The following is a 23,805-nucleotide window of genomic DNA, read 5'->3' on the forward strand; positions in this document are numbered from 1 at the left end:
TGACGAATCGATGGTTGTGCACAGCATCCAAAGCGGCGTCATCCGGGCCCTTCGGCCGCCTCCACAACGGCCCACTTTTCGCCTGTTCCACGCTCAAGTGATTGATTTTAATTGACTAATTGGCCTTGGCGTTTTTTTCACCAATATGACGCCCGCCCAGAAAAGACGGCTGATTTGGCGTGGAGCAGCGGCGTGATGCACAGCCTTATCCACAGGCGGTGTGGATAAGGCGGTTTTCCCATGTGTGTCGGCCAGTTGCGTGGGTTTCGTCACCTGGCAGACAGGTTCCTGCCGCAACTGCACAACCGGCGGTGCGATTTGACCGGTGCCCTACACTTGCCCGCGATGTCCGCCCCGTTGCTCCGTGTCGCCTTGCCCGTTCCCCTGCGGCAGGCCTTCGACTACCTGCCGCCCCCCGGCCACGCCGTCGGCCAGGACGATGTCGGCCGGCGGGTGCGGGTGCCGTTCGGCAATCGCGAACTGGTCGGCGTGGTGGTCGAGGTGGTCGCCGCCGGCGCCTCCTCGGGCGAACTGCGCACCGCCCTGGCCGTGCTGGATCGGGCTCCGCTGCTGGCCGGCGAGCTGGCGCGCTCGCTGCAGTGGCTGGCCGCCTACACCCACGCCCCGCTGGGCGAGGTGCTGGCCACCGCCCTGCCCGGCCCTCTGCGCCACGGCGAGCCGCTGCCGGTGCGCGAGGCCTGGGGCTGGCGCCTGACCGAGGCCGGCATGACCGCGCTGGACCGCCTGCGCGCCGGCAGCCAGCCGCGCCTGCTGGCCGAGCGCTTGCGCGGCGAAGGCCTGGCCGAATGGCAGCTCGACGACCTCCACCCCGGCTGGCGCACCGCCGCGCGCAGCCTGCAGCAGCGCGGCCTGGCCGAGCGCCTCGCCCAGCCGCCGCGCAGCCGCGCGCGCGATCCCCAGCCCGGCCCGGTGCTCAACGACGAACAGCAGGCGGCGGTGGCCGCCATCCCCGCGCAGGGCTTCGCCCCGATCCTGCTGGAGGGCGTGACCGGCTCGGGCAAAACCGAGGTCTATCTGCACGCCATCGCCGCCTGCCTGGCGCGCGGCCGGCAGGCGCTGGTGCTGGTGCCGGAGATCGGCCTGACCCCGCAGACACTGGCGCGCTTCCGGGCGCGGCTGGGCGTGGAGGTGTACGCGCTGCATTCGGGCCTGGCCGACGGCGAACGCGCGCTGACCTGGGCCGCCTGCCTGCGCGGCGAGGCCCGCGTCGTGGTGGGCACGCGCTCGGCGGTGTTCGTGCCGCTGCCCGAGGCCGGGCTGATCGTCATCGACGAGGAGCACGACGGCAGCTACAAGCAGCTGGACGGCATCCGCTACCACGCCCGTGACTTCGCCCTGGTGCGCGGCAAGGCGCTGGACGTGCCGGTGGTCCTGGGCAGCGCCACGCCCTCGCTGGAGACCCTGCACAACGCCCAGGCCGGCCGCTACGCGCATCTGCGTCTGTCCACGCGCGCCGGCGCGGCCAAGGCGCCCAGCGTGCGCGTGGTCGACGTGCGCAAGCGCCCGCTGGCTGCGGGCCTGTCGCCCGACACGCTGGCGGCCATCGCCGCGCAGCTGCAGGCCGGCGGCCAGGTACTGGTGTTCAAGAACCGCCGCGGCTACGCGCCGGTGCTGCTGTGCCACGACTGCGGCTGGAGTGCGCACTGCCATCGCTGCGACGCGCCGATGACGGTGCACGCCGCCGGCCGCCGCCTGCAGTGCCACCACTGCGGCCATCGCCAGAGCGCGCCGCTGGCCTGCCCGGACTGCGGCGGGCTGGCGCTGCAGCCGCAGGGCGTGGGCACCGAGCGGCTGGAGGAACTGCTGGCCGATACCTTTTCCCAAGTGCCGGTGCTGCGCATCGACCGCTCCACGACCCAGCGCAAGGATGCGCTGGAGCAGGCCTTCGCCACGCTCGGCGACGGGCCCGGCATCCTGGTCGGCACGCAGATCCTGGCCAAGGGCCACGACCTGCCGCTGCTGACGCTGGTGGTGGTGGTCGGCGTGGACGAGGGCCTGTTCTCGGCCGATTTCCGCGCCGGCGAGAAGCTCGCCCAGCTGCTGATCCAGGTCGCCGGCCGCGCCGGGCGCGCCGCGCGCCCCGGCCAGGTGTGGCTGCAGACCCACCATCCCGGTCATCCGCTGCTGGAGACGCTGCTGTCCGGCGGCTATCGCGCCTTCGCCCAGGCCGAGCTGGCCCAGCGCGAGGAGGCCGGCTTCCCGCCGTTCGCGCACCTGGCGATGTTCCGCGCCGAGGCCAAGCAGATCGAGCACGTCCAGGCCTTCCTGCGCGCGGTGCGCGCGGCGCTGGCGCAGGCCGATGCCGGCCTGGAGCTGCACGGCCCGATGCCGGCGCCGATGCCGCGCCGCGCCGGCTTCCAGCGCATGCAGCTGCTGCTCTCCTCGGCCCAGCGCCCGCGCCTGCACGCCGCGCTGCAGGCCGCGCTGGCGCAGGTCGAGGCGCTGCCCGAGGCCCGGCGCGTGCGCTGGTCGCTGGATGTGGATCCGACGGATCTGTATTGAGTGGGGAGTGGGAGCGGTGGCGTTGGTTCGCGCGGGCGGGAGGTTGGGGTTTCCGGCGTTCGGGGCGAAAAGTCCCTGGATTCCCGCTTTCGCGGGAATGACGGTGAGGGAGGTTGCTTGTGAAGTTTGGATATCGCGCTGCGTCTGGCGGTGCGATCCGGCGCCGTATTAGCAAGAAGTTGAATTGACTTCAGCGCCAGGCCGACCCGGCTGTGACAGGATGGGGCGTGCGGTGCCTCACCGGCGCCCGTCTCTCCCCCCGTTTCCAAGTCTGTTGCTCATGTCTGTTTCAACACACCATCTGGTCATCGTCGGCGGCGGGTTCGCCGGCCTGTGGGCCGCGCGCGCGCTCGACGACGCACCGGTGCGCATCACCCTGATCGACCGCCACAACCACCACCTGTTCCAGCCGCTGCTGTACCAGGTGGCCACCGCCGGCCTGTCCGCGCCGGACATCGCCGCGCCGCTGCGCCACATCCTGCGCGACCAGCGCAATGTCGAGGTGCAGCTGGGCGAGGTCACCCGCCTGCTGCCCGACGCGCACACCATCGAACTGGCCGACGGCACCAGCCTGCGCTACGACACGCTGGTGCTGGCCACCGGCGCCGGCCATGCCTACTTCGGCAACGACGCCTGGGCCGAGCACGCGCCGGGCCTGAAGACGCTCGACGACGCCCTGCGCCTGCGCCGCGAGATGCTGGTGGCCTTCGAACGCGCCGAGGCCGAGCCCGACCCCGCCAAGCGCGCGGCCTGGCTGCACTTCGCCATCGTCGGCGGCGGCCCGACCGGGGTCGAACTGGCCGGCACCCTGGCCGAGATCGCCCGGCACACGCTCAAGCACGAGTTCCGCCATATCGATCCGACCCAGGCGCGGGTGCGCCTGATCGAGGCCGGCCCGCGCGTGCTGCCGTCCTTCCCCGAGGACCTCACCGACAAGGCGCGCGCGCAGCTGGAGAAGCTGGGCGTCGAGGTCTGCACCGGCGCGCCGGTGACCCACATCGACGAACACGGCTACACGCTGGGCGGGCAGACCTTCGCCGCGCGCACGGTGGTGTGGGCCGCCGGCGTGGCCGCCTCGCCGCTGGCGCGCAGTCTGGGCGTGCCGCTGGACCGCGCCGGACGCGTGCTGGTGCGCCCGGACCTGAGCGTGCCGGGCCATCCGGACATCTTCGTCGGCGGCGACCTGGCCGCCGTCACCCAGGCCGACGGCAAGCCCGTGCCGGGCGTGGCGCCGGCGGCCAAGCAGATGGGCCGCTACATCGCCAAGAGCCTGCGCCTGCGCCTGGCCGGCAAGCCGGTGACGCCGTTCAAGTACAGCGACTACGGCAACCTGGCCACGATCGGCCGCATGGCGGCGATCGTGCACGTGGGCCGGTTCAAGCTGTCCGGGCCGCTGGCCTGGTGGTTCTGGCTGGCCGCGCACGTGTACTTCCTGATCGGCTTCCGCAACCGCTTCGTGGTGCTGGTCAACTGGGCCATGGCGTACTGGAGCTACCAGCGCGCGGCCCGCATCATCTTCGGCCAGGCCCCGCGCGAGACCGTGCCCGACCACGCCGTGCAGGACCTCGCGCCGGAACCGCACCGCGCGGCGGACTGAGCTGCGCATCGGCCCGCTTAGCGCGGGCCGATGCGTGTCATCAAATCCGCGGCAAGAACCCACCTACCGTCGTTCCCGCGAAAGCGGGAACCCATGGACGTTCGCTCAGCAAGCCCCAAGGCGCTAGGTTCCCGCGTTCGCGGGAACGACGACGTTGAGTTCTGTGCGGCTTGCGGGCGCCGGCTGAAGCCGGGACGCGATGCGATCACGCACCCGATCCCGGCGTCTGCGGGAACAGCGCGCGCTGGAAGTGGCGCACCCCTCCTACGGCGCGCCAGCGAAATCCATCGCCTGCTGCAGCGAGGCGCCCAGCGTCTGCCCATGCGAGAGCCCCGGCAGGATCTTCTGCTCCACCGTGAGCCCGGGCACCTTGCGCAGCTGCGCGGCCAGCGTGTCCGGCGCATCGGCGGGTAGATGCATCCGCGCCGCCTGCATCGCCTGGCTGCGCGCCGCATCGGCGGCCCGCGGCGCGGCGCGTTCCTGCGCGCCGCGACCGTTGAGCATCAGCAGCGCTGCCGGCGCCGGCAGCGCCTTGGCCTGGAAGCGCGCGGCCTCTTCGAGAATCTGGCCGCTGCCCCACCACAGCGAGGCATCCACCGCGACATAGCGGTCGAACGCCTGCGGCCGGGTGAACAACGCATGCAGCGCGAACAGCCCGCCGTAGGAATGTCCCCACAGCGTCTGCCGTGCCGGGTCCAACGCCGCTAGCCGGGCCACGGCCGGACGCACCTGATCGACGATCAGCGCGAGGAACGCATCGGCGCCGCCGCTGCGCCGGCCCAGCGCGTCCTCCTGCGCGCCATCGGCCGGCGTCGGCGTGTAGTCGTAGGAACGCGCGGCGCTGTCGATGCGCAGGTCGTTGTCGGTGGCGATGAAGACCAGCACCGGCGCATGCCCGCCAGCCCGCTGCCGTTCGAGCGCGGCCTCGTCCAGCTCCATCAGCGCCGCGTTGCCATCGAGCAGATACAGCGCGGGGAAGCCGCCGGCAGGCGCCGGCGTCTTCGGCACGGCCACGCGCACGCGGTAATGGCGCTGACCATCGGCCGAGACGAACCTGAGCACATGGAAGGCGTAGGCGCGCGAACCGGTGTCGGCCAGCGTCGGCCCGGTGGTGCGGGTGAGGTCGGGCTGGGCCCATGCCGGCGCGGCAACGAGCGCGAGCAGCAACAGGCCGCCCAGGCAGGAGGCGAGCGCGCGCATCAGAAGCCGAACCGCAGGCTGGCCCAGTACGCGCGACCGGGTTCGTTATAGGTCTGCGCGCCGGCGCTGCTGGCGCGGCTGCCTTCGCGGAAGATGCGCTTGTCGGCCAGGTTGTTCACGCCCAGGCCGAGGCTGACATCGCGCGTGATCCGGTAACGCAGGCTGGTGCTCCACAGCTGGTAGGCGCCGAGCGTGTCGCACACCGGCAGCCCGGCCGCGCCGCAGATCGCCTCGCTGTTACGGTCCAGCCGCGCCTGCTCCTGCTTGCCGTAGAAGGTGGCCATGAGCGCCAAGGACAGGCGCTGGGTCACGCGCCAGTCCAGGGTCGAGTTGAGCGTGTACTTGGGGATCACCGACAGCGGCTGACCGGTGGCCTCGTTCTTGTTGTCGATCATCCAGGTCAGGTTGGTATCCCAGCTCAGCGTATCGCCGCGATCGCCGAGCAGCGGCAGCTTCAGATTGCCCTCCACGCCCTGCACCAGCGCCTTGGAGGCATTAACCCACTGATAGACGAAGGCCCGGCCCGGCGTCTGGTAGTAGTCGCTGTAGCCGGCCACGATCTTGTTGTCGTAGTCGTTATGGAAGTAGGTCAGCGAGGCGTGGTAGCCGGTGTCGGGCAGCCACTCGATGCCGATCTCCTTGTTGATGCTGGTCTCCGGATCCAGGTCCGCGCTGCCCTGGATGTAGCAGCCGCCGGTGCCGACGCCGACGTAGTAGCTCGGGCAGCCGTTGCCGCGCGTGTAGTAGAGGTAATTCGGGTTGGCCTGGTACAGGTTGGGCGCCTTGAACGCGCGCGCCACGCCGCCCTTGATCAGCCAGTCCGGCGCCAGCCTGTACTGCACGTTGAGGCTGGGGCTGAGTTCGTTGCCGAACGCGCTGTGGTGATCGAAACGCAGGCCAGGCGTCAGGGTCAGCCGCTCGGTGGCGTAGAGGTTGTCCTCGACGAACACCGCACTGACCTGCTCGTCGGTCTTGCCGTTGCGGCCGCTCGGATCGATGCCGACCACACCGGGGGCCGCCTGCGAGACCGAGTACGGATCGTCCAGCCGGCTCTTGCGGTACTCGAATCCCACCGTCCAGATGTTGTCCACGCCGCCGAGCAGGGTCGGCACGTTGATCTCGCCGTCGGCAGCGACGTCGCGCAGGGTCGAACGGGTCCACACCGGCGTGGTCGACAGCGAACCCTCCGGTCCGCCGGCCAGGCCTTCGGCGATGCGGTCGTTGTCGGTCTGCGCATAGGACACCGTCAGGCGCGAGGTGCCGAAGTCCCACTTGCCGCGATGGGTCAGCGCCGCATCGCGGCGGGTCATCACATTGGTCTCGTCGCCGACCTTGCTGACCACGGTGGCGTTGGAGTTGTTGAGATATTCGCCGGCGAAGATGTTGCCCTGGCGGCTGTAGCCGGACTCCACCTCGACCACCTGCGCGTCGCTGGCGTCCCAGCGCAGCAGGCCGTTGATGTCCTTGTTGCGCACGCCCTCGCGGCCGGCGGCGGCGACGCCGCTGCGGGAATGCGCGCTGTTGATGTCCGGCGCATCGGCATCGGTCTTGTTGAGGTTGCCGTACAGGCGAAAGGACAGATCGCGCGCCAGCGGTCCGCTCAGGGTGAACCCGGCGCGCTGGCTGCCGCCCTCGTCGCTGTGCTCCGGCACCAGGCCGTACAGCGTCATGCTGCCGGACAGGTCGCCGGTGGGACGCTTGGTGATGATGTTGACCACGCCACCAGCCGCGCCGGAGCCGTAGCGCGCCGCGGCCGGGCCGCGCAGCACTTCGATGCGCTCGACCGCCTCGGCCGGCACCCAGTTGGTATCGCCGCGGCTGTTGCGTTCGCCGGCCACGCCCATCCGCACCGAATCGCGCGCGCTCACGCGGCGGCCGTCGATCAGGATCAGCGTGTTCTCCGGCCCCATGCCGCGCAGGTCGATCTGGCGGTTGTTGCCGTAGGCGCCCGAGGCGCTGTTGCCGGTCAGGTTGACGCCCGGCATGGTCCGCAGCAGGTCGGACAGGTCGTTGGCCGGCGGCCGGCGCTCGATGTCCTCGCGCGTGATGATCGAGGTGCCCAGCGCCTGCTTGGCGATCTGCTCGGCGGTGACGTGCAGCGTGTCTAGGGTGGTGTCGGCGTCCTGGTCGGTCTCGGCCTGCTGCGCATGGGCAGGCAGGGAACTGGCCAGCGCGGCCAGCAGGGCCAGGCGCAGGGGACGTGTAACAGGCGCACGGAGCGTGCGACGCGCAGCAGGAGTCATCTCGAACAGCCTCGGTCAGGGGGTGATGCCCTGGCGACGGCTGGGGCGAATCTGGCAAAGCCGCACACCACCGATCACGCCCGCGAGGCGGGCATGTGTAGGACGAGGACGGACTTCGCGTGTCGCCGCGCGCGGCGGCGACCGGATGCGCGGCAGCTTAGCAAATGAGAATGAATCTTGAAATCGCGATTACACGATTGTCAGGGCTGACTGCAGTGCCCTTGCCTGGGCGCCGCCCGCAGACACAACAAGAGAGTCCTTCGGCTTGTCGCGCAGCCTATGCACTTACTCCGCCGACCAGCCTCGACCCGTCCGATTTCAGTTTGCACGGTCGTTCGAGAACCCCTCCCTTGCGCACAGCGCAGGGGAGCTCTAAATCGCGGCTAGCGCTTGAGAGGGAGGGCTTAAGGCTTTACCGGTCAAGCCGCCGAAGCAAGAGCAACAGCACCCCTCCCCGGCCCTCCCCTTCGCCTGCGGCGAAAGGGAGGGGGCAGAGCGTTTGCGCAACGCCTTTGAATCGAAGCCCGATGACTCAACGCGCGAGGCGGCGGGCCGGCGGGCGGTGGCCGCGACGAGCGAGGCAGGAAGCCGAGCGCCCGAATCAGGGCAGGATGCCCTGATTGAGGGAAAAGCGGACGCCGCCCGCCGGACCGCTGCCCACCCGAAGTCAGAACCTTCAATCACCGAGCGAGTCCGATTCGGCGAAGCACCACAAAAAAGCCCCGCCAGGAGCGGGGCTCTTCGATCATCGAGGCGACGGCCTCGATCAGGCGGTAAACAGCGCCTTCATCTTCTTCAGCGCGTTGGCCTCGATCTGGCGGATGCGCTCGGCCGAGACGCCGTACTCGTCGGCCAGCTCCTGCAGCGTCACCTTGGCATCGGCGTCCAGCCAGCGGCGGGCGATGATGTCGCGCGAGCGCTGGTCGAGATTGGCCATGCCTTCGCGCAGCAGCTCGAGCTGGTTGTCCTCGCTGTCGGCGCGCTCGTAGGCCTGCGAGGGATCTTCCTCGTTGGCCATCAGATAGGCGGCCGGCGACGGCGGGGCGTGGTCGTCGTCCTCGTCGGACGGGGCATCGAAGCCGATGTCACGACCGGACAGCCGCGACTCCATCTCCACCACTTCGCGCTCGGAGACGTTGAGGTCCTTGGCCACGGCGCTGACTTCGGCCGCGTTCATCCAGCCCAGGCGGGTCTTGGACTTGCGCAGGTTGAAGAACAGCTTGCGCTGCGCCTTGGTCGTGGCGACCTTGACGATGCGCCAGTTCTTGAGGATGAACTCGTGCATCTCGGCACGGATCCAGTGCACCGCGAAGGACACCAGGCGCACGCCCATGTCCGGGTCGAAGCGCTTGACGGCCTTCATCAGGCCGATGTTGCCTTCCTGGATCAGGTCGCCCAGCGGCAGGCCGTAGCCGCTGTAGCCGCGGGCGACGTGCACGACGAAGCGCAGGTGCGAATGCACCAGCTCGCGCGCGGCGTCGAGGTCGTCCTCGTCGCGGAAACGGTGGGCCAGCGCCTGCTCCTCGTCGACCGTGAGCACCGGAATCTGGTGCACGGCGCCGATGTAGGCGTCCAGCGAGCCAAGCGGGCTGGGAATCGGGAGGTTGTTGGCCACCAGGGCGGTGGCAGCGGAGGTCTGGGTCATGGCAGCGATTTTAGCAATGTGGGGGTTGGACTGCTAAGGCGCGGGATGGTTCCCTTCGTTCTACCAAGGGAACAATCATCGCGACATCTGTTACATTGCATTCATTTTTGGAAATCCGTTCACATCTGCTGCCAGGTCCTTGGCAATCAGCCACTTAGCGCATCCAACAGCATTCGCGACGCTGCCAGAGCATGACATGCGGTCCGTCAGCGCGCCGTTCAAGAGGCCGGAAGGTCGCTTCGCCTCATGCCAACGTCGCAGGCGGGACGCGCGAGGCTGGAAACGGCTTCAGAAGTCGAACAGGTCGGAGAGAAAACCCTCCTTCTTGCGCTTGCGACCATAGCCGTCGTGGCCTGTGTCGCGGTGGCGGCGATCGTGGTCATGCCGCGGGTAGGCACGCGCTCCGTAGGCGGCGGCCGGCGGCGGAGGCGGCGCGGCGACCTGGCGCGCGGGCGGCTCCGGGCTGGCCCGGTCGATCAGCTTGTCCAGCTCGCCCCGGTCCAGCCAGATCCCGCGGCATTGCGGGCAGTAGTCGATCTCGATGCCCTGACGTTCGGACATCATCAGCGCGGTGGTCTTGCAGACGGGGCAGTCCATGGTGGGCATCGGCTAGGGAGAGTGACCTGGAGCCTGTGCGGGCCGGATTGAAGCCGTGCTGAAACCGGCCACGGCCTGTCCGCATGGTCACCGCCGCGAGAGCGCGCGGTCGGTTTGGCCTCGGCGGGCACCGCGGTTGCGCGCGCGGCGCGGTGCAGACATGCATCGCCTGACGCGCTCGTTATCATGCGCGCCCCCTTCCTGCAGTGCCGTCCAGGCAATCGGAGCGCATATGAGCAAGCAACCCATTGGCGTGGTCGGCATGGCGGTCATGGGCCGCAACCTGGCGTTGAACATCGCCAGCCGCGGGCACAAGGTCTCGATCTTCAACCGCAGCCGCGAGAAGACCGACGAGGTGATGGCCGAACATCCGGATGCCGGCCTGGTGCCGAGCTATACGCTGGCCGAGTTCGTCGAATCGCTGGAAACCCCGCGCCGCATCCTGCTGATGGTCAAGGCCGGCGCCGGCACCGATGCGGTCATCGCCGAACTCAAGCCGCTGCTGGCCAAGGGCGACGTGCTGATCGACGGCGGCAACACCTTCTTCCAGGACACGCGCCGGCGCAACGATGAGCTGGCCCAGGCCGGTCTGCATTTCATCGGCACCGGCGTGTCCGGCGGCGAGGAAGGTGCGCTCAAGGGGCCCTCGATCATGCCCGGCGGTCCGAAGGACGCCTACGACCTGGTTGCCCCGATCCTCAACGAGATCGCCGCCAAGGCCGAGGACGGCACGCCGTGCGTGGCCTACATCGGCCCGGACGGCGCTGGCCATTACATCAAGATGGTCCACAACGGCATCGAGTACGGCGACATGCAGCTGATCGCCGAGAGCTATGCCGTGCTCAAGCACGTGCTCGGCCTGTCCAACGCCGAGCTGGCCGACACCTACGCGCAGTGGAACCAGGGCGAGCTGGACAGCTACCTGATCGAGATCACCGCCACGATCCTGCGCAAGCGCGACGATCGCGGCGAGGGCGATCTGGTCGACAAGGTGCTCGACCGCGCCGCGCAGAAGGGCACGGGCAAGTGGACCAGCCAGAGCGCGCTGGACCTGGGCACGCCGCTGCCGCTGATCACCGAGTCGGTGTTCGCCCGCGTGCTGTCGGCGCTGAAGGACGAGCGCGTGGCAGCCGCCAGGATCCTGGCCGGGCCGGATGCGCCCGCGTTCGACGGCGATCGCGCGGCCTTCGTCGAGGCGGTGCGCAAGGCGCTGTACCTGAGCAAGATCGTGTCCTATGCGCAGGGCTTCGCGCAGATGCGCGCGGCCTCGGACGAATACGGCTGGGACCTGCAATACGGCCAGATCGCCAGCATCTTCCGCGCCGGCTGCATCATCCGCGCGCGCTTCCTGCAGAAGATCACCGACGCCTACGCGGCCGACGCCAGGCTGGCCAACCTGCTGCTGGCGCCGTATTTCCAGAAGATCGCCGCCGACTACCAGGGCGCGCTGCGCGAGGTGGTGGCCACGGCGGTCAAGGCCGGCATCCCGGTGCCGTGCTTCGCCTCGGCCATCGCCTATTACGACGGCTACCGCAGCGCGCGCCTGCCGGCCAACCTGATCCAGGCCCAGCGCGACTTCTTCGGCGCGCACACCTTCGAGCGCGTCGATGCGCCGGGCAGCTTCCACGCCAGCTGGGGCGCGTGATCGGCGCGCCAGTGCGGCGGGTCGGCGAATATGTGATGCAGTTCAATAAATCGCGGACTGCCTGCCGGAGGTAGGCCTTCGCCTTGCGACTTTCGCCGCGTTTCGCGCGGCGCGCGTTTGCCGGACCATGACGCCCGTCGCGTTGCCTGCTCCGGTCCCATGCCCCTGTCCCGTCTGCTGCCTCCCGCCTTCCGCCTGCTGCTCGCACGTCATCGCCAGGCGCGCATGCTGCTCCTGCTGCTCATCGGCCTGCCGCTGGCGCAGGCCTTCGCCGCCGCGCCGGCCACGCTGAAGGTGATGAGCTTCAACGTGCGCACGCCGGCGGACACCAACGAGAACCGCTGGGAGAACCGCCGCGACCTGCTCGCGCGCGTGGTCACCGAGCAGGCGCCGGACGTGATGGGCACCCAGGAGCTGGTCACGCGCCAGGCCGACGATCTGGCCGCGCGCCTGCCGCAGTACGCCTGGTTCGGCCAGGGCCGGCGCGGCGGCGACGAGGACGAGCACATGGGCGTGTTCTATCGCAAGGACGCGCTCAAGGTGCTGGATTCGGGCAACTTCTGGCTGTCCGACACGCCGGAGGTGCCGGGCAGCATCAGCTGGGGCCATCCGCTGCCGCGCATGGTGACCTGGGCGCGCTTCGAGCGGATCGCCGATGGGCGCACCTTCGTGCTCTACAACACCCACTTCCCCTACCGCGACCAGGACGAGGCCGCGCGGGTGAAGTGCGCGCAGCTGATCGCGCAGCGGCTCAAGGCGCTGCCGGCCGACGAGCCGATCGTGCTGACCGGCGACTTCAACACCACGCCGGACTCCGCGCCGCACGCCACCCTGACCACGCTGCTGCATGACAGCTGGGAAACGGCGCCCTCGCACAGCGGGCCGGACCGCACGTTCCACGACTTCACCGGCACGCCGGACAAGCGCATCGACTGGATCCTCTACCGCGGCCTGCAGCCGCTGACGGTGGCCACGCTGACCGACCACGACGGTGCGCGCTATCCGTCCGATCACTTCCCGGTGGTGGCGACCTTCGCCTTCCCGGCGCGGGCCGCCGCCAAGCCCTGAGCGAAGCCCGGCCGGCCTGACCGGGCCGGCGCGCACACGGATCGCACGCCGGACTGCAGATCGGCTGGCGCCAGCCGATACCATGGTCGTCCGCCGCGTGGCGGCGCTTATTGCCAAGCCCATGACCTCCGACCTGGCGTCGCGTCTTTCCCGGCTGCTGTGCCTGGTCCTGCTGTTGGTCCTCGGGCTGGCCGCCTGCGCGCCGGCGTCGCAGCCGCGGGCCTTCGTGGTGTCCGGCCAGCCGGCGCTGGCCGAGGAACACATCGATCCCTGCCGCCACCAGCACCGCCCCGGCCATGTGCGCATTCCGCTGGCGCCGCCCGTCGGCGGTTGGCCGGGCACGCCGCAGGCGGCGCTGGCGATGAACATCTACCAGGGGCAGGTGGAGATCCGCCACGGCACGCGCGAGCGCTGCGGCACGCCGCTGGACGCGCGCACGCTGGACTCGCGCTTCCGCACCGGCATGGGCACGGTGCTGGTGCCGCCGCGCGGCAACCTGCAGCCGATCGAGGTCGAGTTCGACCAGGCGGCGCTGCCGCTGTGGCGGCCGATCGTGATGCTGGGCGAACCGGCCGTGGTGCAGCGCCAGGACACGCTGCGCTTCTCGATGCGGGTGGCCTGCCTGGCGGTGGTGCTGTCGCTGGTGCTGTCCTGCCTGCTCACCTTCATCGCCACGCGCGAGCGCGCTTTCTTGTCCGCGGCGATCGGCGCGGTGACCTTTGCGTTGTGGATCGCCCTGCTGTCCGGGCTGTGGACCTATCCGCGGCCCTGGTTGCCGCTGGACGAGGCGTTGGCGCTGCGGCTGATCGCCGCCCTGCCGACGGCGATGATCGGCCTGACCCTGCGCATGCTGCGCGATCCGGGCAAGGCCTCGTCGCGCGTGTATCGGCTCGCCGGCGTGGTCTCGGTGGCGTTCCTGCTGCTGTCGGCGGTGGTGCTGGTGCTGCCCGAGGCGGCCCTGCGGACCATCTGGCTGCTCGATGGCGTCGGCTTCGTGGCGCTGTGCGTGCTGCTGGCCGCACGCGCGGTGCTGGCGCTGGTCCGCCGGCAGCCCGGCGGGATGATCACGCTGGCATGCCTGGCGCCACTGCTGCTCGCCACGGGGCTGGAGCTGTTCGCGCCTACCCTTCTGGCGTTGTGGGAAGTGGAGACGCTGATGGTGACCGGCGTCTGGCTCGGCCTGACCGCCAGCATGGCCTTGACCCTGCGCCTGGGCAGCCTGCGTCAGCAGCGCGATCAGATGCGCCTGCTGGCGCAGACCGACGCGCTGACCGGGCTGCCCAACCGCCGGGCGGCGCTGGAACGGCTGGCCCAGGCGCGCGCCGGCGCCCAGCAGGAGGGCCGACTGTTGACGGTCTGCTTCCTGGACATCGACCACTTCAAGGACATCAACGACCGCTACGGCCATGACGTGGGCGACCGCGTGCTGGAGCGCGTGGCGGCGACCCTGCGCGCGGTGTTCCGTGGCCAGGACTATGTCGCGCGGATGGGCGGCGAGGAGTTCCTGGTCATGCTGCCCGACGCCGAGCCGGCGCATGCCCTGCGGCGCATCGACGCGCTGCGCGAACCGCTCGATGCGATCGCCCGGGATCTGGGACTGCCCGAGCTGCGCGTCACGCTCAGCACCGGCATCACCGGGCTGCTGCCGCAGGACCGCGACACGCGCGGCCTGCTGCAGCGCGCCGACGCGGCCATGTATGCCGCCAAGCGCGCCGGGCGCGATCGGGCGACGCTGGCAGAGGTCGGCTAGGCGCCGCCAACTGCGCCGCCACGGCGGCGTGAATCGCTTGACCTGACAGGCAGTCGCGCGGAGGCGGTCGCGGGTTGCCGTGAGGCTCGGGTGCTCGTCAGAGCCTCGCCCGTCGGCCGGATGGCGACCGCTGGCGGCGGTGCCGAAGGGGCAGATCGAGGGTGGCGAAGCGAGCGACGCAAAAAACGGCGGGTGGGACGCGATTCAGCACCTCTGTCGCGAACGTCGGCCAACGTCGCATGATGGTGTCGCGTCGGAGTGAAGTCTGGATGACGGTTCGGGCTCCGGCGGGGTTCGTGAGAATGCCTGAACAGGCTGGTCGGCCGCGGTCTGTACCGTGGTCGCCAGCGCTCAACACAAGGAGAGTGCAATGGCTTTTTTCCATCTCTATGGACGCAATACCGAACGGCTGTACTTCGTCACCTCGGGCGACGACACCATCTGCGTGACGGCCGATGGCACGGCGTCGCTGTGCCACGACGCCGACCTGCTGACCATGCGCTGCGCGCCGGTGTCGCATCTGGAAGACAACCCGGTCGCGCTGGCCGCGTGCCGCGCCGCGGTCGCCTACGCCAAGGCCAACGGGCTGGAGATCGACGCCTCCGACGCGTTCTACGAATGAGCGCGACGCGGTGGGTGCTGTCCTGGCCGTCAGCGGCGTGACGGGCCCGCCGCGGTGGCAGTGCTAAAACCTTGGGTCGACTTCAACCGCAGCCGGAGCGCTCCCATGGAAACGCAGGAACTCTTCCGCGGCCGCCTGATCGACCACCTGCATCTGGTCGTGCGCGACCTGCATGCCAGCCAGGACTTCTACAGCGCCGTGCTCGGCGCGCTGGGCATCCCCATCGGCGGCACCGGGCCGGGCTTCTTCTGGGCGGACGAGCTGTTCGTCTCCAGCGCCGACAGCCCAGCGGCCACCGGCGAACTCACCGGACGCCATCATCTGGCCTTCCAGGCGCGCGATGCGGCCATGGTCGATGCCTTCCACAAGGTCGCCCTGGCCCACGGCGGCCGCGACCACGGCGCGCCCGGGCTGCGGCCTTATCACCCGGGGTATTACGCGGCCTTCGTCCTCGACCCCGATGGCAACAACATCGAGGCGGTCTTCCACGGCCCGGCCGAACGCAGCGCCGAGGCGGTGCGGATCACTTTTCCGCAGTGAGCTCGACCCGGAACGGCAGGTTGGCGGTGGCCGAATGTCCCTGGCCATCACGGACCTCGACGAACAGCCGGTAGTTGCCGGGCGCCTGCGGTGCGACCAGGCGCATCGCGCCGTTGGCCGTGTCGCTGATGGCCACATCGACCTGGGCGGGGACGGTTTCCGGATCGCCGCCGACACTGGTGGCCTGGCTCTCGCGCAGGACGGTCCAGCGATAGTCCAGGGCATCGCCATCGGGATCCTGCGCGGGCGCCGACGCGGTATGCGCGCTGCCCGGCGCCAGGGTGACGCTGGCGCGCGCGCCCTGCCCATCGATCGTCGGCGCCTGGATCGACGGCGCACGGTTGCGCGGCCAGTGGCCGGTCCACAGCCACTGCAAGGTATCCACCGCCGGCGTGGTGGTGCCGTCCGGCAGGAACAGGCCATACCAGGTCGGCGTGCGCTCCTGCTTCTGGCCCCACAGGAACACGAACGACCCCAGCCCCTGACGCGTGTCCGCCTGGATGACCTGGCGGTAGCGCTGCGCCAGCAGCCGCGCCTTGTCGGTGGACGTGTCCTCGATCGGCGCGCCCCAGGCGGTGAGCGGGCTCTCCCAATGGCCGGTCGGTCCCCATTCGGTGACGAGATAAGGGCCGGTCCACTGGCTCTGGCGAAGCTTCTCCGGCAGCCGGTCGAGGTCGCCGTAGAGCTGGATGCCGATCAGGTCCAGCGCGGGCGCGCGCGCCTTGATCGCCTCGACCAGCGGCTTGTCCAGGCCCGCCACGGTGGTCATCACCGGATGATTCGGATCGATCCGGTGAATCATGTCGGCCAGCGCGCCCACGGCGTTCCAGACGCGCGGGTTGGTCGATTCCAGGTTCAGCTCATTGCCGACCACCCACATCAGCACGGCGGGATGGTCCTTCCAGGCGAGCACCTCGCCGCGGATGCGCGCGCGCTGTGCCTCCACGGCGCCGGCGTCGGCGTAATCGAACCCATGCCGCTCGCGCGCGACCTCGATGCCCATCGCCACCTTCAGGCCCTTGGCCTGCGCGTGGTCCAGCATCGCCTTCACCCGGGCGGTGTCGGCGCCGGTCTGCCAGGTGCGGAAGGCATTGCCACCGCGCGCGGCCAGCGCATCCTGCTCGCGCGCGTCGCCGCGCATGCCGGCGCCGCGGACGTAGAACGGTTGGCCGTCCACCAGCAGCACGAAGCCTTCCGGCCGCTCGACGATCCGCACCTGCGCCGGCCGTTCGGCCCGCGCCTGGGCCTGCGCCAGCGGCACACTCGCCAGCAACAGCGCCAACACCCACCCCCTGCCTACCCGCATGCCCCGCTCCTCAGTGCAGGCACCGCACGCCATGCAGCGTGGGCGCATTCGAATCGGTGGGGGATGGCGATGATGCCACGTCGCGTGCGGGCCGAAGCGGCGACCGGATCACGCCATCGTCAGCACGACCTTGCCCAGATGCTGGCCGGCTTCGAGATAGGCATGCGCCTGCGCGGCCTGCTCCAGCGGGAAGGTGCGGTCGACCAGCACCTTCACCTGACCCTGCGCGATCCACGGCCAGACGCGGCGCTCGATCTCGGCCGCCAGGCGGCCCTTCTCTTCCGCGCTGCGCGGGCGCAGGGTCGAGCCGGTCAGCACGGCCTGGCGTCGCATCAGCTCCATGATCGGCACTTCCAGCGTGCCGCCGCCTTGGGCGGCGATGTAGACGATGCGGCCGCGCGGGTTGAGCACCGCCAGCGTGTCGGCGAACACGCTGGCGCCGACCATGTCCAGGGACACATCGACGCCGCCGGCCGCCTTGGCCGCCTCGACGAACGAACCGGCGCGGGTGTCCACCGCGATGTCGGCGCCCAGCGTGCGGGCCTGCGCGGCCTTGTCCGCGCCGCGCGCGGTGGCCAGCACCTGCGCGCCGGCGGCCTTGGCCATCTGGATCGCCATCACGCCGATGCCCGAGGTGGCCCCGTGCAGCAGCAGCCGTTCGCCGGCCTTGAGCTGGCCATGCTCGAACACGTTGGCGAACACGGTGAACACCGTCTCCGGCAGCGCCGCGGCATGGACGAAGTCGCAGCCTTCCGGCAGCGGCAGCACCTGACGCGCGTCCACCGCCACGTACTGCGCATAGCCGCCGCCGGCCAGCAGCGCACACACGCGATCGCCAGGCTGCCAGCGGCCGGCGCCCGTGACGACCTCGCCGGCCACTTCCAGCCCCAGCGTCTCCGGCGCGCCGGGCGGCGGCGGATAGTGGCCCTGACGCTGCAGCAGGTCCGGCCGGTTGATGCCGGCGGCATGCACGCGGATCAGCACCTTGCCTTCGCCCGCCACCGGGCGCGGCACCTGCACCGGATGCAGCGCGTCGGCCGCGCCCTTGCCGTCGCGGATGGCGATGGCGGTCATCGTGGAATCGGGCATGCAGACACCTGTGCGGACTCGGGGGGCGGCCATGCTAAGCCCGCGGCGGCGACGGGCGCGTCTGCGCGATGGGACGCTGCATCGTGTCTGGCGCACCGGCTTGTGAGCCGCGCTCGCGGCCGCGTATGGTGAGGCCAAGGGAGGACCCGACGGCGTGCGCATGCTGCCCTGGCTATATCTGTTGATCCACGCGGCGGCGATGTGGGCACTACCCGCCCATGCCGAGGCGGTGTCGTTCGCGTTCCTGCTCGGCGCGCCGCTGCTGGCCGCGGCCGCCTGCCTGTGGCGCAGCCGACGCAACGTGGCGGCCAGCGGCTGGATCGCGCTGGCGATCGGCCTGCTGCTGTGGGCCGGTGGCATGGGCGTCAACATGCTGCAGACCACGGTACTGGGCAACGCCTCGTCCACCTCCGGTGCCAGCGTCCTGCTGTACGTGCTCTACGGAGTGCCGCTCACCTTCGTCCTGGCCAGTCATCAGGGCGAAGGGTGGCCGCTGCGCCTGCTCGATGCGCTGATGGCGATCGCGCTGGGCCTGCTGTTCTTCGTCCACACCTTCACCTTCGCCACCTTGAGCAGCGCCAGCGAGGATGGGCTGGACCGGCTGGCCCTGATGCTGGACGTGGAGAACGCCTTCATCGCCGTCTTCTCGGTGCTGCGCTGGCTGGCCGCCGGCACCGCGGCCCAGCGCCATTTCCATGGCAGCCAGGCCGCCTTCGCCTGGGTCTATCTGGGCGTGGCGGCCTACATCAACCACGGCGAACCCGCGGACGGCCAGTTCGGGGCGTTGTGGGATCTGCTGATCGACGTGCCGTTCCTGCTGCTGGTGTCGCTGGCGCTGCGCCCGGTACCCGATGCGCGTCCCGACTGGCAGCTGCCGCGGCTGGCCTCGATCGTACGCGCCGGCAGCCCGCTGCTGCTGCCCATCAGCGTGCTGGTCACCTCGGCGATGATCGTCGGCGGGCATCCGCGCTGGGCGATCGGCGGCTTCGTGTTCGCGCTGCTGGGCTATGGCGCGCGCAGCGTGCTGCTGCAGCTGCGCGCCATGACCGAACGCGAGGAGCTGCGTGCGCTGGCGCGCGTGGACACGCTGACCGGGCTGGCCAACCGCCGCGAGTTCGATGCCGCCCTGAGCCGCGAATGGCAGCGCGCGCGCCGCTCCGGCGAGCCGCTGGCGCTGCTGATGATCGACATCGATCACTTCAAGCGCCTCAACGACGCCTTCGGCCACCAGGTCGGCGATGCCCATCTGCGCGCGGTCGCGCAGACCCTGGCCGCAGGCTGCACGCGCGCGCTGGACGTGGTGGCGCGCTATGGCGGCGAGGAGTTCGCGGTGATCCTGCCATCCACCGATGCGCCGGCCGCCCAGGCCATGGCCGAGGCGCTGCGCGCCGCTGTCGAACAGCGCCGATTGAACGCGCCCGAGCCCGGGCCCTACGTCACCGTCAGCGTCGGGGTCGGCGCGACGTGGCAGGTCGAGGGCCCGGATCCCGCGCCGCTGCTGGAAGCGACCGATGCGGCGCTGTACGACGCCAAGCGGGCCGGGCGCAACCGCCTGGCGTTTCGGGCGCTGGGGCCGCTTTCGGGGCCGGTGCCCGCGGGCCAGGGGTGACGGGCGCCGTTGTCCAGGGGAACCGGGAGCTGGTGCGTCCCGCGCTCAGTGCGAACGTCCATGGGTTCCCGCGTTCGCGGAACGACGGGGGTTGGATGGGTGGCCTCGCTGTTGCGCGGCCGAGGCGAGTGACGAGCGGGTCCGCGCGAGGACGTAAAATGCGCGATTGCCGCACACGCGGCGTTGCTGCCGAGCCCCACCCATGATCACCAACGACGTCCTGCGCAGCGTGCGCTACATGCTCGATCTGAGCGAGCCCAAACTCATCGAGATCGCACAGCTGGCCGACCCGGCCTTCTCCATCGATCGCGCGCAGCTGCAGGCCGCGCTGAAGAAGGAGGACGAGGAAGGCTTCGCGCCGTGCAGCGATGCGCTGCTGGCGCACGTGCTGGACGGGCTGATCGTGCAGTTCCGCGGCCGCGACGAGAGCCAGCCGCTGCGCCCGGTGGAGACGCGGGTGACCAACAACCTGGTGCTGAAGAAGCTGCGCGTGGCCTTCCAGCTCAAGGACGTGGACATGCATGCGATCTTCGAGGCCGCCGGCTTCCCGGTGTCCAAGCCGGAGCTCTCGGCGCTGTTCCGCCAGCCGGACCACAAGAACTACCGCCCCTGCGGCGACCAGCTGCTGCGCGCCTTCCTCAAGGGCCTGACCCTGCGCCTGCGCGGCGCCTGAGCGCCCTCGCGCCGGGGCTGCCGGCGCGCCTTTCCCCTGTCCGAGCCTGCCGATGCCACGTTCCCTGATCGCCCGTGTGGTGTTGCCCTGCCTGACCGCCCTGGCGGGGCTGACCAGCCTCTGCGCGAACGCCGCGACGCCGGCGCCGATCCAGGTCAAGGTGTTCGTGGCGGCGATGTTCGAGATCGGCGCCAACAGCGGCGACCGCGCCGGCGAGTTCCAGCACTGGTACGAGCGCTACTGGGCCGACGCCAAACCCATCGCCGTGCCCGGCGCCCTGAATCCGGTCTACTGCAACGCCGAGGGCGTGTGCGGGGCGGTGCTGGGCATGGGCAAGGTCAACAGCGCCGCCTCGATGCAGGCGATCCTGCTCAATCCCGCGTTCGACTTCTCCCATAGCTATTACCTGCTGACCGGCGTCGGCGGCACGCCGCCGCAGCGCGGCACCATCGGCGAGGTCAACTGGGCCAGCTGGCTGGTGGACTACGACCTGGGGCATCGCTGGGCGCCGGAGGAGAACACGCCCGGCGCGTCGACCTTCATGCCGCGCAAGGGCTACGAGGCCTATCGCGTGTTCCATCTCAACCCGGCGCTGGTGGGCTGGGCGATGCAGCTGTCGCAGGGCGTGCCGCTGGCCGATTCCGACGCGGCACGGGCGTATCGCCTGCGCTATCCCGACGCGGCCGCGCGGCGCGCGCCGTTCGTGGGCACCGGCACGCACATGACCGGCGACACCTTCTTCCATGGCCCCGGCCTGTCGCGGCAGGCGCAGTACATCGCCAAACTCTACGGCGCCGACGACTACGTCATCACCGAGATGGAGGCGGCCGCGCTGACGCTGGTGATCCAGCGCACGCACGGCACCGATCGCATCCTCAGCCTGCGCGGCGCGGTCAACTTCGACCAGGGCAACCCGCACGAGACCACGCTGCAGCATCTGGACCCGGCGCCGGGCGAGACCGCCGGCGGCTTCCCCGAGACCGTGCGCAACATCGAGGCCGTCGGCGCGCGCGTGGTCGACCACATCGTCGCGCATTGGCCGCAGTGGCAGGACGGCGTGCCGGCGCGCTGAGGCTTCAGCGCGCCGGCGTGAAGCGCAGCGTCTTCAGGTCGAACGCCGCGCCTTCGGAGCGGATGCGCAAGGTGTTGGTGCCCGGCTGAAGCGCCAGCCCCCGGAACGCGCCGGCCGCCTGCGCGGGCGGCTGCGCATCGCCGTTGAGCACCAGCGCCACCTGGCCCGCGCCCTGCATGTCCAGCGTCAGGTCGTAGCGGCCGGCAACGGCAGCGGTAAAGGTGTACTGCAGCCATTCGCCGGACTGCAGGCCGGCCACGTGCAGCTGCCCGTCGCGATCGCGGCCCAGGTCGACGCCATCGTTGCGATAGGCCATCAGCGCATTCCAGACCAGGCCGCCGGGCTCGCTCGACTCGTTGGCCGGCGTGCGGCCGTGATAGGCCACGCCGTCCGGTCCCAGATCGAAGTCCACGGCGGCCCAGGCCCCGCCGGCGGCCTCGACGAGGTGCGGTTTGAACGGCCGCGCCCGGTCCGAATGCGGCGCGCGCAGCAGCGCATCGACCACATCGGGATGCTGCAGGTTGTTGGCGAAGGCCACATCGTGCGTGGCCAACTGCATCAGCGCCGCCTCGGCCGCCTGCGGCGAGGGCTTGGGGCCCGTGCCGTTCCAGTAGGCCAGCAGGGCGTCGTAGCCGGGATTGGGCACGATCTGCAGCGGGTTGTTGTAGCGGATCTTCTTCAGCGGCCACCAGCTCCAGCCGATGCCCTGGCCCTCGGCCAGCGCCACGGTGCGGGTGTACCAGTCGTTGGAGTTCTCGCCGGTCTCGCCCAGCCACAGCGGGATCCGATGCCGGTCGCGCAACGCCAGCATCCTGGCGATGCTGGCGCGGTCGGGCGTGTCCCAGTACTTGTGGAAGCTCAGCACCAGGTTGTCGTCCCACAGGCCCGCATCGAGCACGCCGGCGTAGTTGCTGCCCCAGCAGTTGCCCTCCAGCACGATCATGTGGCGCGGATCGATGCGGCGGACCGCGCGCGTGGTGCGTTCGAGCAGCGCGCGCAGCGGCGCGTTGCCGGTCTCCTTACAGCCGTGCACGTCGGCGCGATCGGTGAAGCCCCAGTTCGGCTCGTTGATCAGGTCGTAGGCGGCGACCGCCGGCTCGTCCTTGTAGCGGCGCGCCAGCTGCTCCCAGAGCGCGACCAGCTTGTCCTGCGCGGCCGGGTCCTCCCACAGCGAGGGCTTGGACGGGTCGCGGTCGGCGATGCTGAGGTCGTTGCCCTGCCCGCCCGGCGCGGCGTGCAGGTCCAGGATCACCACCATGCCATTGGCCTTGGCCCAGGCGATCAGCGCGTCGGTGCGCCGGAAGCCGTCCTCGATCCAGGTCTGCCGGCCTTTGACCGGCTCGTCCTCGACCGGCAGCGTGTACAGCGCGTAGTGCATCGGCAGGCGGATCGAGTTGAAGCCCCACGCCCCCATCGCGTCGATGTCGGCCTTGGTGGTGTGGTGGTCCAGCCACGCGGTGTAGAAGGCCTGGGTCTTGTCCTGGCCGATCAACTCGGCGATGTGCTGGCGGATCACGCGCTGGGCGCCGAACTTGGGCAGCTCCAGCATGTAGCCCTCCTGCAGCATCCAGCCGCCCAGGCCCATGCCGCGCAGGATCACCGGCTTGCCGTCCTCATCGACGATCTGCGTGCCCTGCGCGCGCAGGAACCCGCGCGGCTGCGCGTGGACGGCAGGAGCGGTCAGCAGCGCAAGCAGCGCGGCCAGTGCGAAGACACGGAAAAACGGCATGGAGGCCTCGGACATCGCTTCGGGACCGTCAAGCCTAAGCTGGGCGGGAGGCGGGCGTCGCCTGCAATGCAGCATCCGGCCCGCCACCCGCCCCGCTACACGCCCTATGCGCCGTCAGGCCCGCGCCGCGCCGATGGCGTGCATCACCATGCGCGGCGCACGCCGGGTCGCACCCTCCTCATTCCTTGCCGGACGCATCCCCGGATTTGGCTGCCCGCAGCTGTTCGATCATCTCGCCCTGCATCTCCTGGATCCGAGGCAGCAGCAGCTGCAGCCGCTCCTGGATCAAGGCCATCGAATTCTTCATCAACACCGGCATCTTCTTCAGCATGCTCTGGCCCGCGGGCGAGCGATAAAAGGCGAGCATCCCCTCGACATCGGACTGACTGAAGCTCTCCATGTAGAGGCGGACGTAGTCCGGCTCCATGACGTCATAGCGCATTTGTTCCATCATGACATCGAGCATCTTCTTGCCGGTCCTGTCGATGATGGCGCGCTGCGCGTCATTGAGCGCCTGCCCCTGGGTCGCACGCTGCAGGTTCTGCCCGACGGTTTCCCGGATCTGGCCTTCCATGGACTGGACCAACGCGCGCACGTCGGTGACCTGTAGCAGCTCCCTGACCGAGGCTTCGCTTGCGGGTGTTTCTGCGGCGGGTGCGGCAACAGCGACCGCGTACAGCAGCGCGGCAGCGAAAATGGACTTCAACATGCAGGACGTCCCTGTCTTGGTTCGCACGTCCGCCCGATGCGGACATCGCAACCCTATTCTGCGCTAGGGCCGAGCCGGGACAAAGCGCCAGTAAACGCTTCCACTTCAAACACTTGCATGTGTCATCGCTGTTGTCATGCAGCAAGACTCGGCAAAAACGACGCCGTTCTTCATGCGTCGCGAACGCG

At 70.1% G+C, this 23,805-nt stretch carries 18 protein-coding genes; 10 read left to right on the forward strand and 8 right to left on the reverse strand.

Annotated elements, in window-relative coordinates; translation table 11 throughout:
* Positions 1–345 precede the first annotated feature (345 nt).
* Together WFQ05_RS16895 and WFQ05_RS16900 are read left to right on the forward strand one after the other, a co-directional pair.
* On the forward strand, positions 346–2,523 hold the full coding sequence (locus tag WFQ05_RS16895) for a primosomal protein N' (protein ID WP_337054644.1): 2,178 nt from the start codon (positions 346–348) through the stop codon (positions 2,521–2,523).
* A gap of 280 nt (positions 2,524–2,803) precedes the next feature.
* Positions 2,804–4,120, forward strand: coding sequence for an NAD(P)/FAD-dependent oxidoreductase (locus WFQ05_RS16900; protein ID WP_337054645.1), 1,317 nt, complete (start codon positions 2,804–2,806; stop codon positions 4,118–4,120).
* Between the two features lie 264 nt (positions 4,121–4,384).
* Here the strand turns inward: WFQ05_RS16900 and WFQ05_RS16905 are convergent, their stop codons facing one another.
* The 4 genes from WFQ05_RS16905 to WFQ05_RS16920 all read right to left on the reverse strand — a co-directional run bounded on the left by WFQ05_RS16905 (position 4,385) and on the right by WFQ05_RS16920 (position 9,805).
* Entirely contained in the window at positions 4,385–5,320 is a 936-nt protein-coding gene (locus WFQ05_RS16905; protein WP_337054646.1) for an alpha/beta hydrolase-fold protein, read from the reverse strand.
* Complete coding sequence (locus WFQ05_RS16910) at positions 5,320–7,563, reverse strand: TonB-dependent siderophore receptor (RefSeq protein WP_337054647.1); 2,244 nt, start codon at positions 7,561–7,563, stop codon at positions 5,320–5,322. The genes WFQ05_RS16905 and WFQ05_RS16910 overlap by 1 nt, the downstream gene beginning before the upstream one ends.
* A gap of 766 nt (positions 7,564–8,329) precedes the next feature.
* Positions 8,330–9,208, reverse strand: a complete 879-nt coding sequence (gene rpoH / locus WFQ05_RS16915; RefSeq protein WP_130516770.1) for an RNA polymerase sigma factor RpoH — start codon at positions 9,206–9,208, stop codon at positions 8,330–8,332.
* Between the two features lie 288 nt (positions 9,209–9,496).
* Positions 9,497–9,805, reverse strand: coding sequence for a zf-TFIIB domain-containing protein (locus tag WFQ05_RS16920; RefSeq protein ID WP_337054648.1), 309 nt, complete (start codon positions 9,803–9,805; stop codon positions 9,497–9,499).
* Between the two features lie 232 nt (positions 9,806–10,037).
* Here WFQ05_RS16920 and gndA point away from each other — a divergent pair, with 232 nt between their 5' ends.
* The 5 genes from gndA (at position 10,038) to WFQ05_RS16945 (ending at position 15,430) form a co-directional block, all read left to right on the forward strand.
* Entirely contained in the window at positions 10,038–11,450 is a 1,413-nt protein-coding gene (gene gndA / locus WFQ05_RS16925; protein ID WP_337054649.1) for an NADP-dependent phosphogluconate dehydrogenase, read from the forward strand.
* A 225-nt stretch (positions 11,451–11,675) separates the two neighbouring features.
* A complete protein-coding gene (locus WFQ05_RS16930) occupies positions 11,676–12,518 on the forward strand; it encodes an endonuclease/exonuclease/phosphatase family protein (protein ID WP_337054689.1) in 843 nt (280 codons plus the stop codon).
* Between the two features lie 121 nt (positions 12,519–12,639).
* Entirely contained in the window at positions 12,640–14,268 is a 1,629-nt protein-coding gene (locus WFQ05_RS16935) for a GGDEF domain-containing protein (protein WP_337054650.1), read from the forward strand.
* 370 nt (positions 14,269–14,638) lie between these two features.
* Positions 14,639–14,890, forward strand: a complete 252-nt coding sequence (locus WFQ05_RS16940) for a hypothetical protein (RefSeq protein WP_130516760.1) — start codon at positions 14,639–14,641, stop codon at positions 14,888–14,890.
* Positions 14,891–14,995: 105 nt separating this feature from the next.
* Positions 14,996–15,430, forward strand: coding sequence for a VOC family protein (locus WFQ05_RS16945; RefSeq protein WP_131660405.1), 435 nt, complete (start codon positions 14,996–14,998; stop codon positions 15,428–15,430).
* Here WFQ05_RS16945 and WFQ05_RS16950 read toward each other — a convergent pair.
* Both WFQ05_RS16950 and WFQ05_RS16955 read right to left on the reverse strand, forming a co-directional pair.
* Entirely contained in the window at positions 15,414–16,736 is a 1,323-nt protein-coding gene (locus tag WFQ05_RS16950; RefSeq protein ID WP_337054651.1) for a glycoside hydrolase family 2 TIM barrel-domain containing protein, read from the reverse strand. The two genes, WFQ05_RS16945 and WFQ05_RS16950, sit on opposite strands and share 17 nt — an antisense overlap.
* Positions 16,737–16,844: 108 nt before the next feature.
* Positions 16,845–17,825, reverse strand: coding sequence for an NAD(P)H-quinone oxidoreductase (locus WFQ05_RS16955; protein ID WP_337054652.1), 981 nt, complete (start codon positions 17,823–17,825; stop codon positions 16,845–16,847).
* Positions 17,826–17,985: 160 nt separating this feature from the next.
* Between WFQ05_RS16955 and WFQ05_RS16960 the strand changes: the two genes are divergently transcribed.
* From WFQ05_RS16960 to WFQ05_RS16970, 3 genes are all read left to right on the forward strand, one after another.
* The gene (locus WFQ05_RS16960; protein ID WP_337054690.1) at positions 17,986–19,434 is read left to right on the forward strand and encodes a GGDEF domain-containing protein; all 1,449 of its coding nucleotides are present in this window, start codon (positions 17,986–17,988) and stop codon (positions 19,432–19,434) included.
* A gap of 202 nt (positions 19,435–19,636) precedes the next feature.
* Positions 19,637–20,107, forward strand: coding sequence for a DUF1456 family protein (locus WFQ05_RS16965; RefSeq protein ID WP_130516751.1), 471 nt, complete (start codon positions 19,637–19,639; stop codon positions 20,105–20,107).
* 52 nt (positions 20,108–20,159) lie between these two features.
* Positions 20,160–21,179: a purine nucleoside permease gene (locus WFQ05_RS16970; RefSeq protein WP_337054653.1), complete on the forward strand. Its 1,020-nt coding sequence runs from the start codon at positions 20,160–20,162 to the stop codon at positions 21,177–21,179.
* A 4-nt stretch (positions 21,180–21,183) separates the two neighbouring features.
* Here WFQ05_RS16970 and WFQ05_RS16975 read toward each other — a convergent pair whose 3' ends face one another.
* Together WFQ05_RS16975 and WFQ05_RS16980 are read right to left on the reverse strand one after the other, a co-directional pair.
* A complete protein-coding gene (locus WFQ05_RS16975; RefSeq protein ID WP_337054654.1) occupies positions 21,184–22,908 on the reverse strand; it encodes a cellulase family glycosylhydrolase in 1,725 nt (574 codons plus the stop codon).
* A 178-nt stretch (positions 22,909–23,086) separates the two neighbouring features.
* Complete coding sequence (locus tag WFQ05_RS16980; protein ID WP_286575433.1) at positions 23,087–23,617, reverse strand: DUF2059 domain-containing protein; 531 nt, start codon at positions 23,615–23,617, stop codon at positions 23,087–23,089.
* Positions 23,618–23,805 lie beyond the last annotated feature (188 nt).

The organism is Pseudoxanthomonas sp. USHLN014 (genome assembly GCF_037153335.1).
GTDB classification, from domain to species: Bacteria; Pseudomonadota; Gammaproteobacteria; order Xanthomonadales; family Xanthomonadaceae; genus Pseudoxanthomonas_A; species Pseudoxanthomonas_A winnipegensis.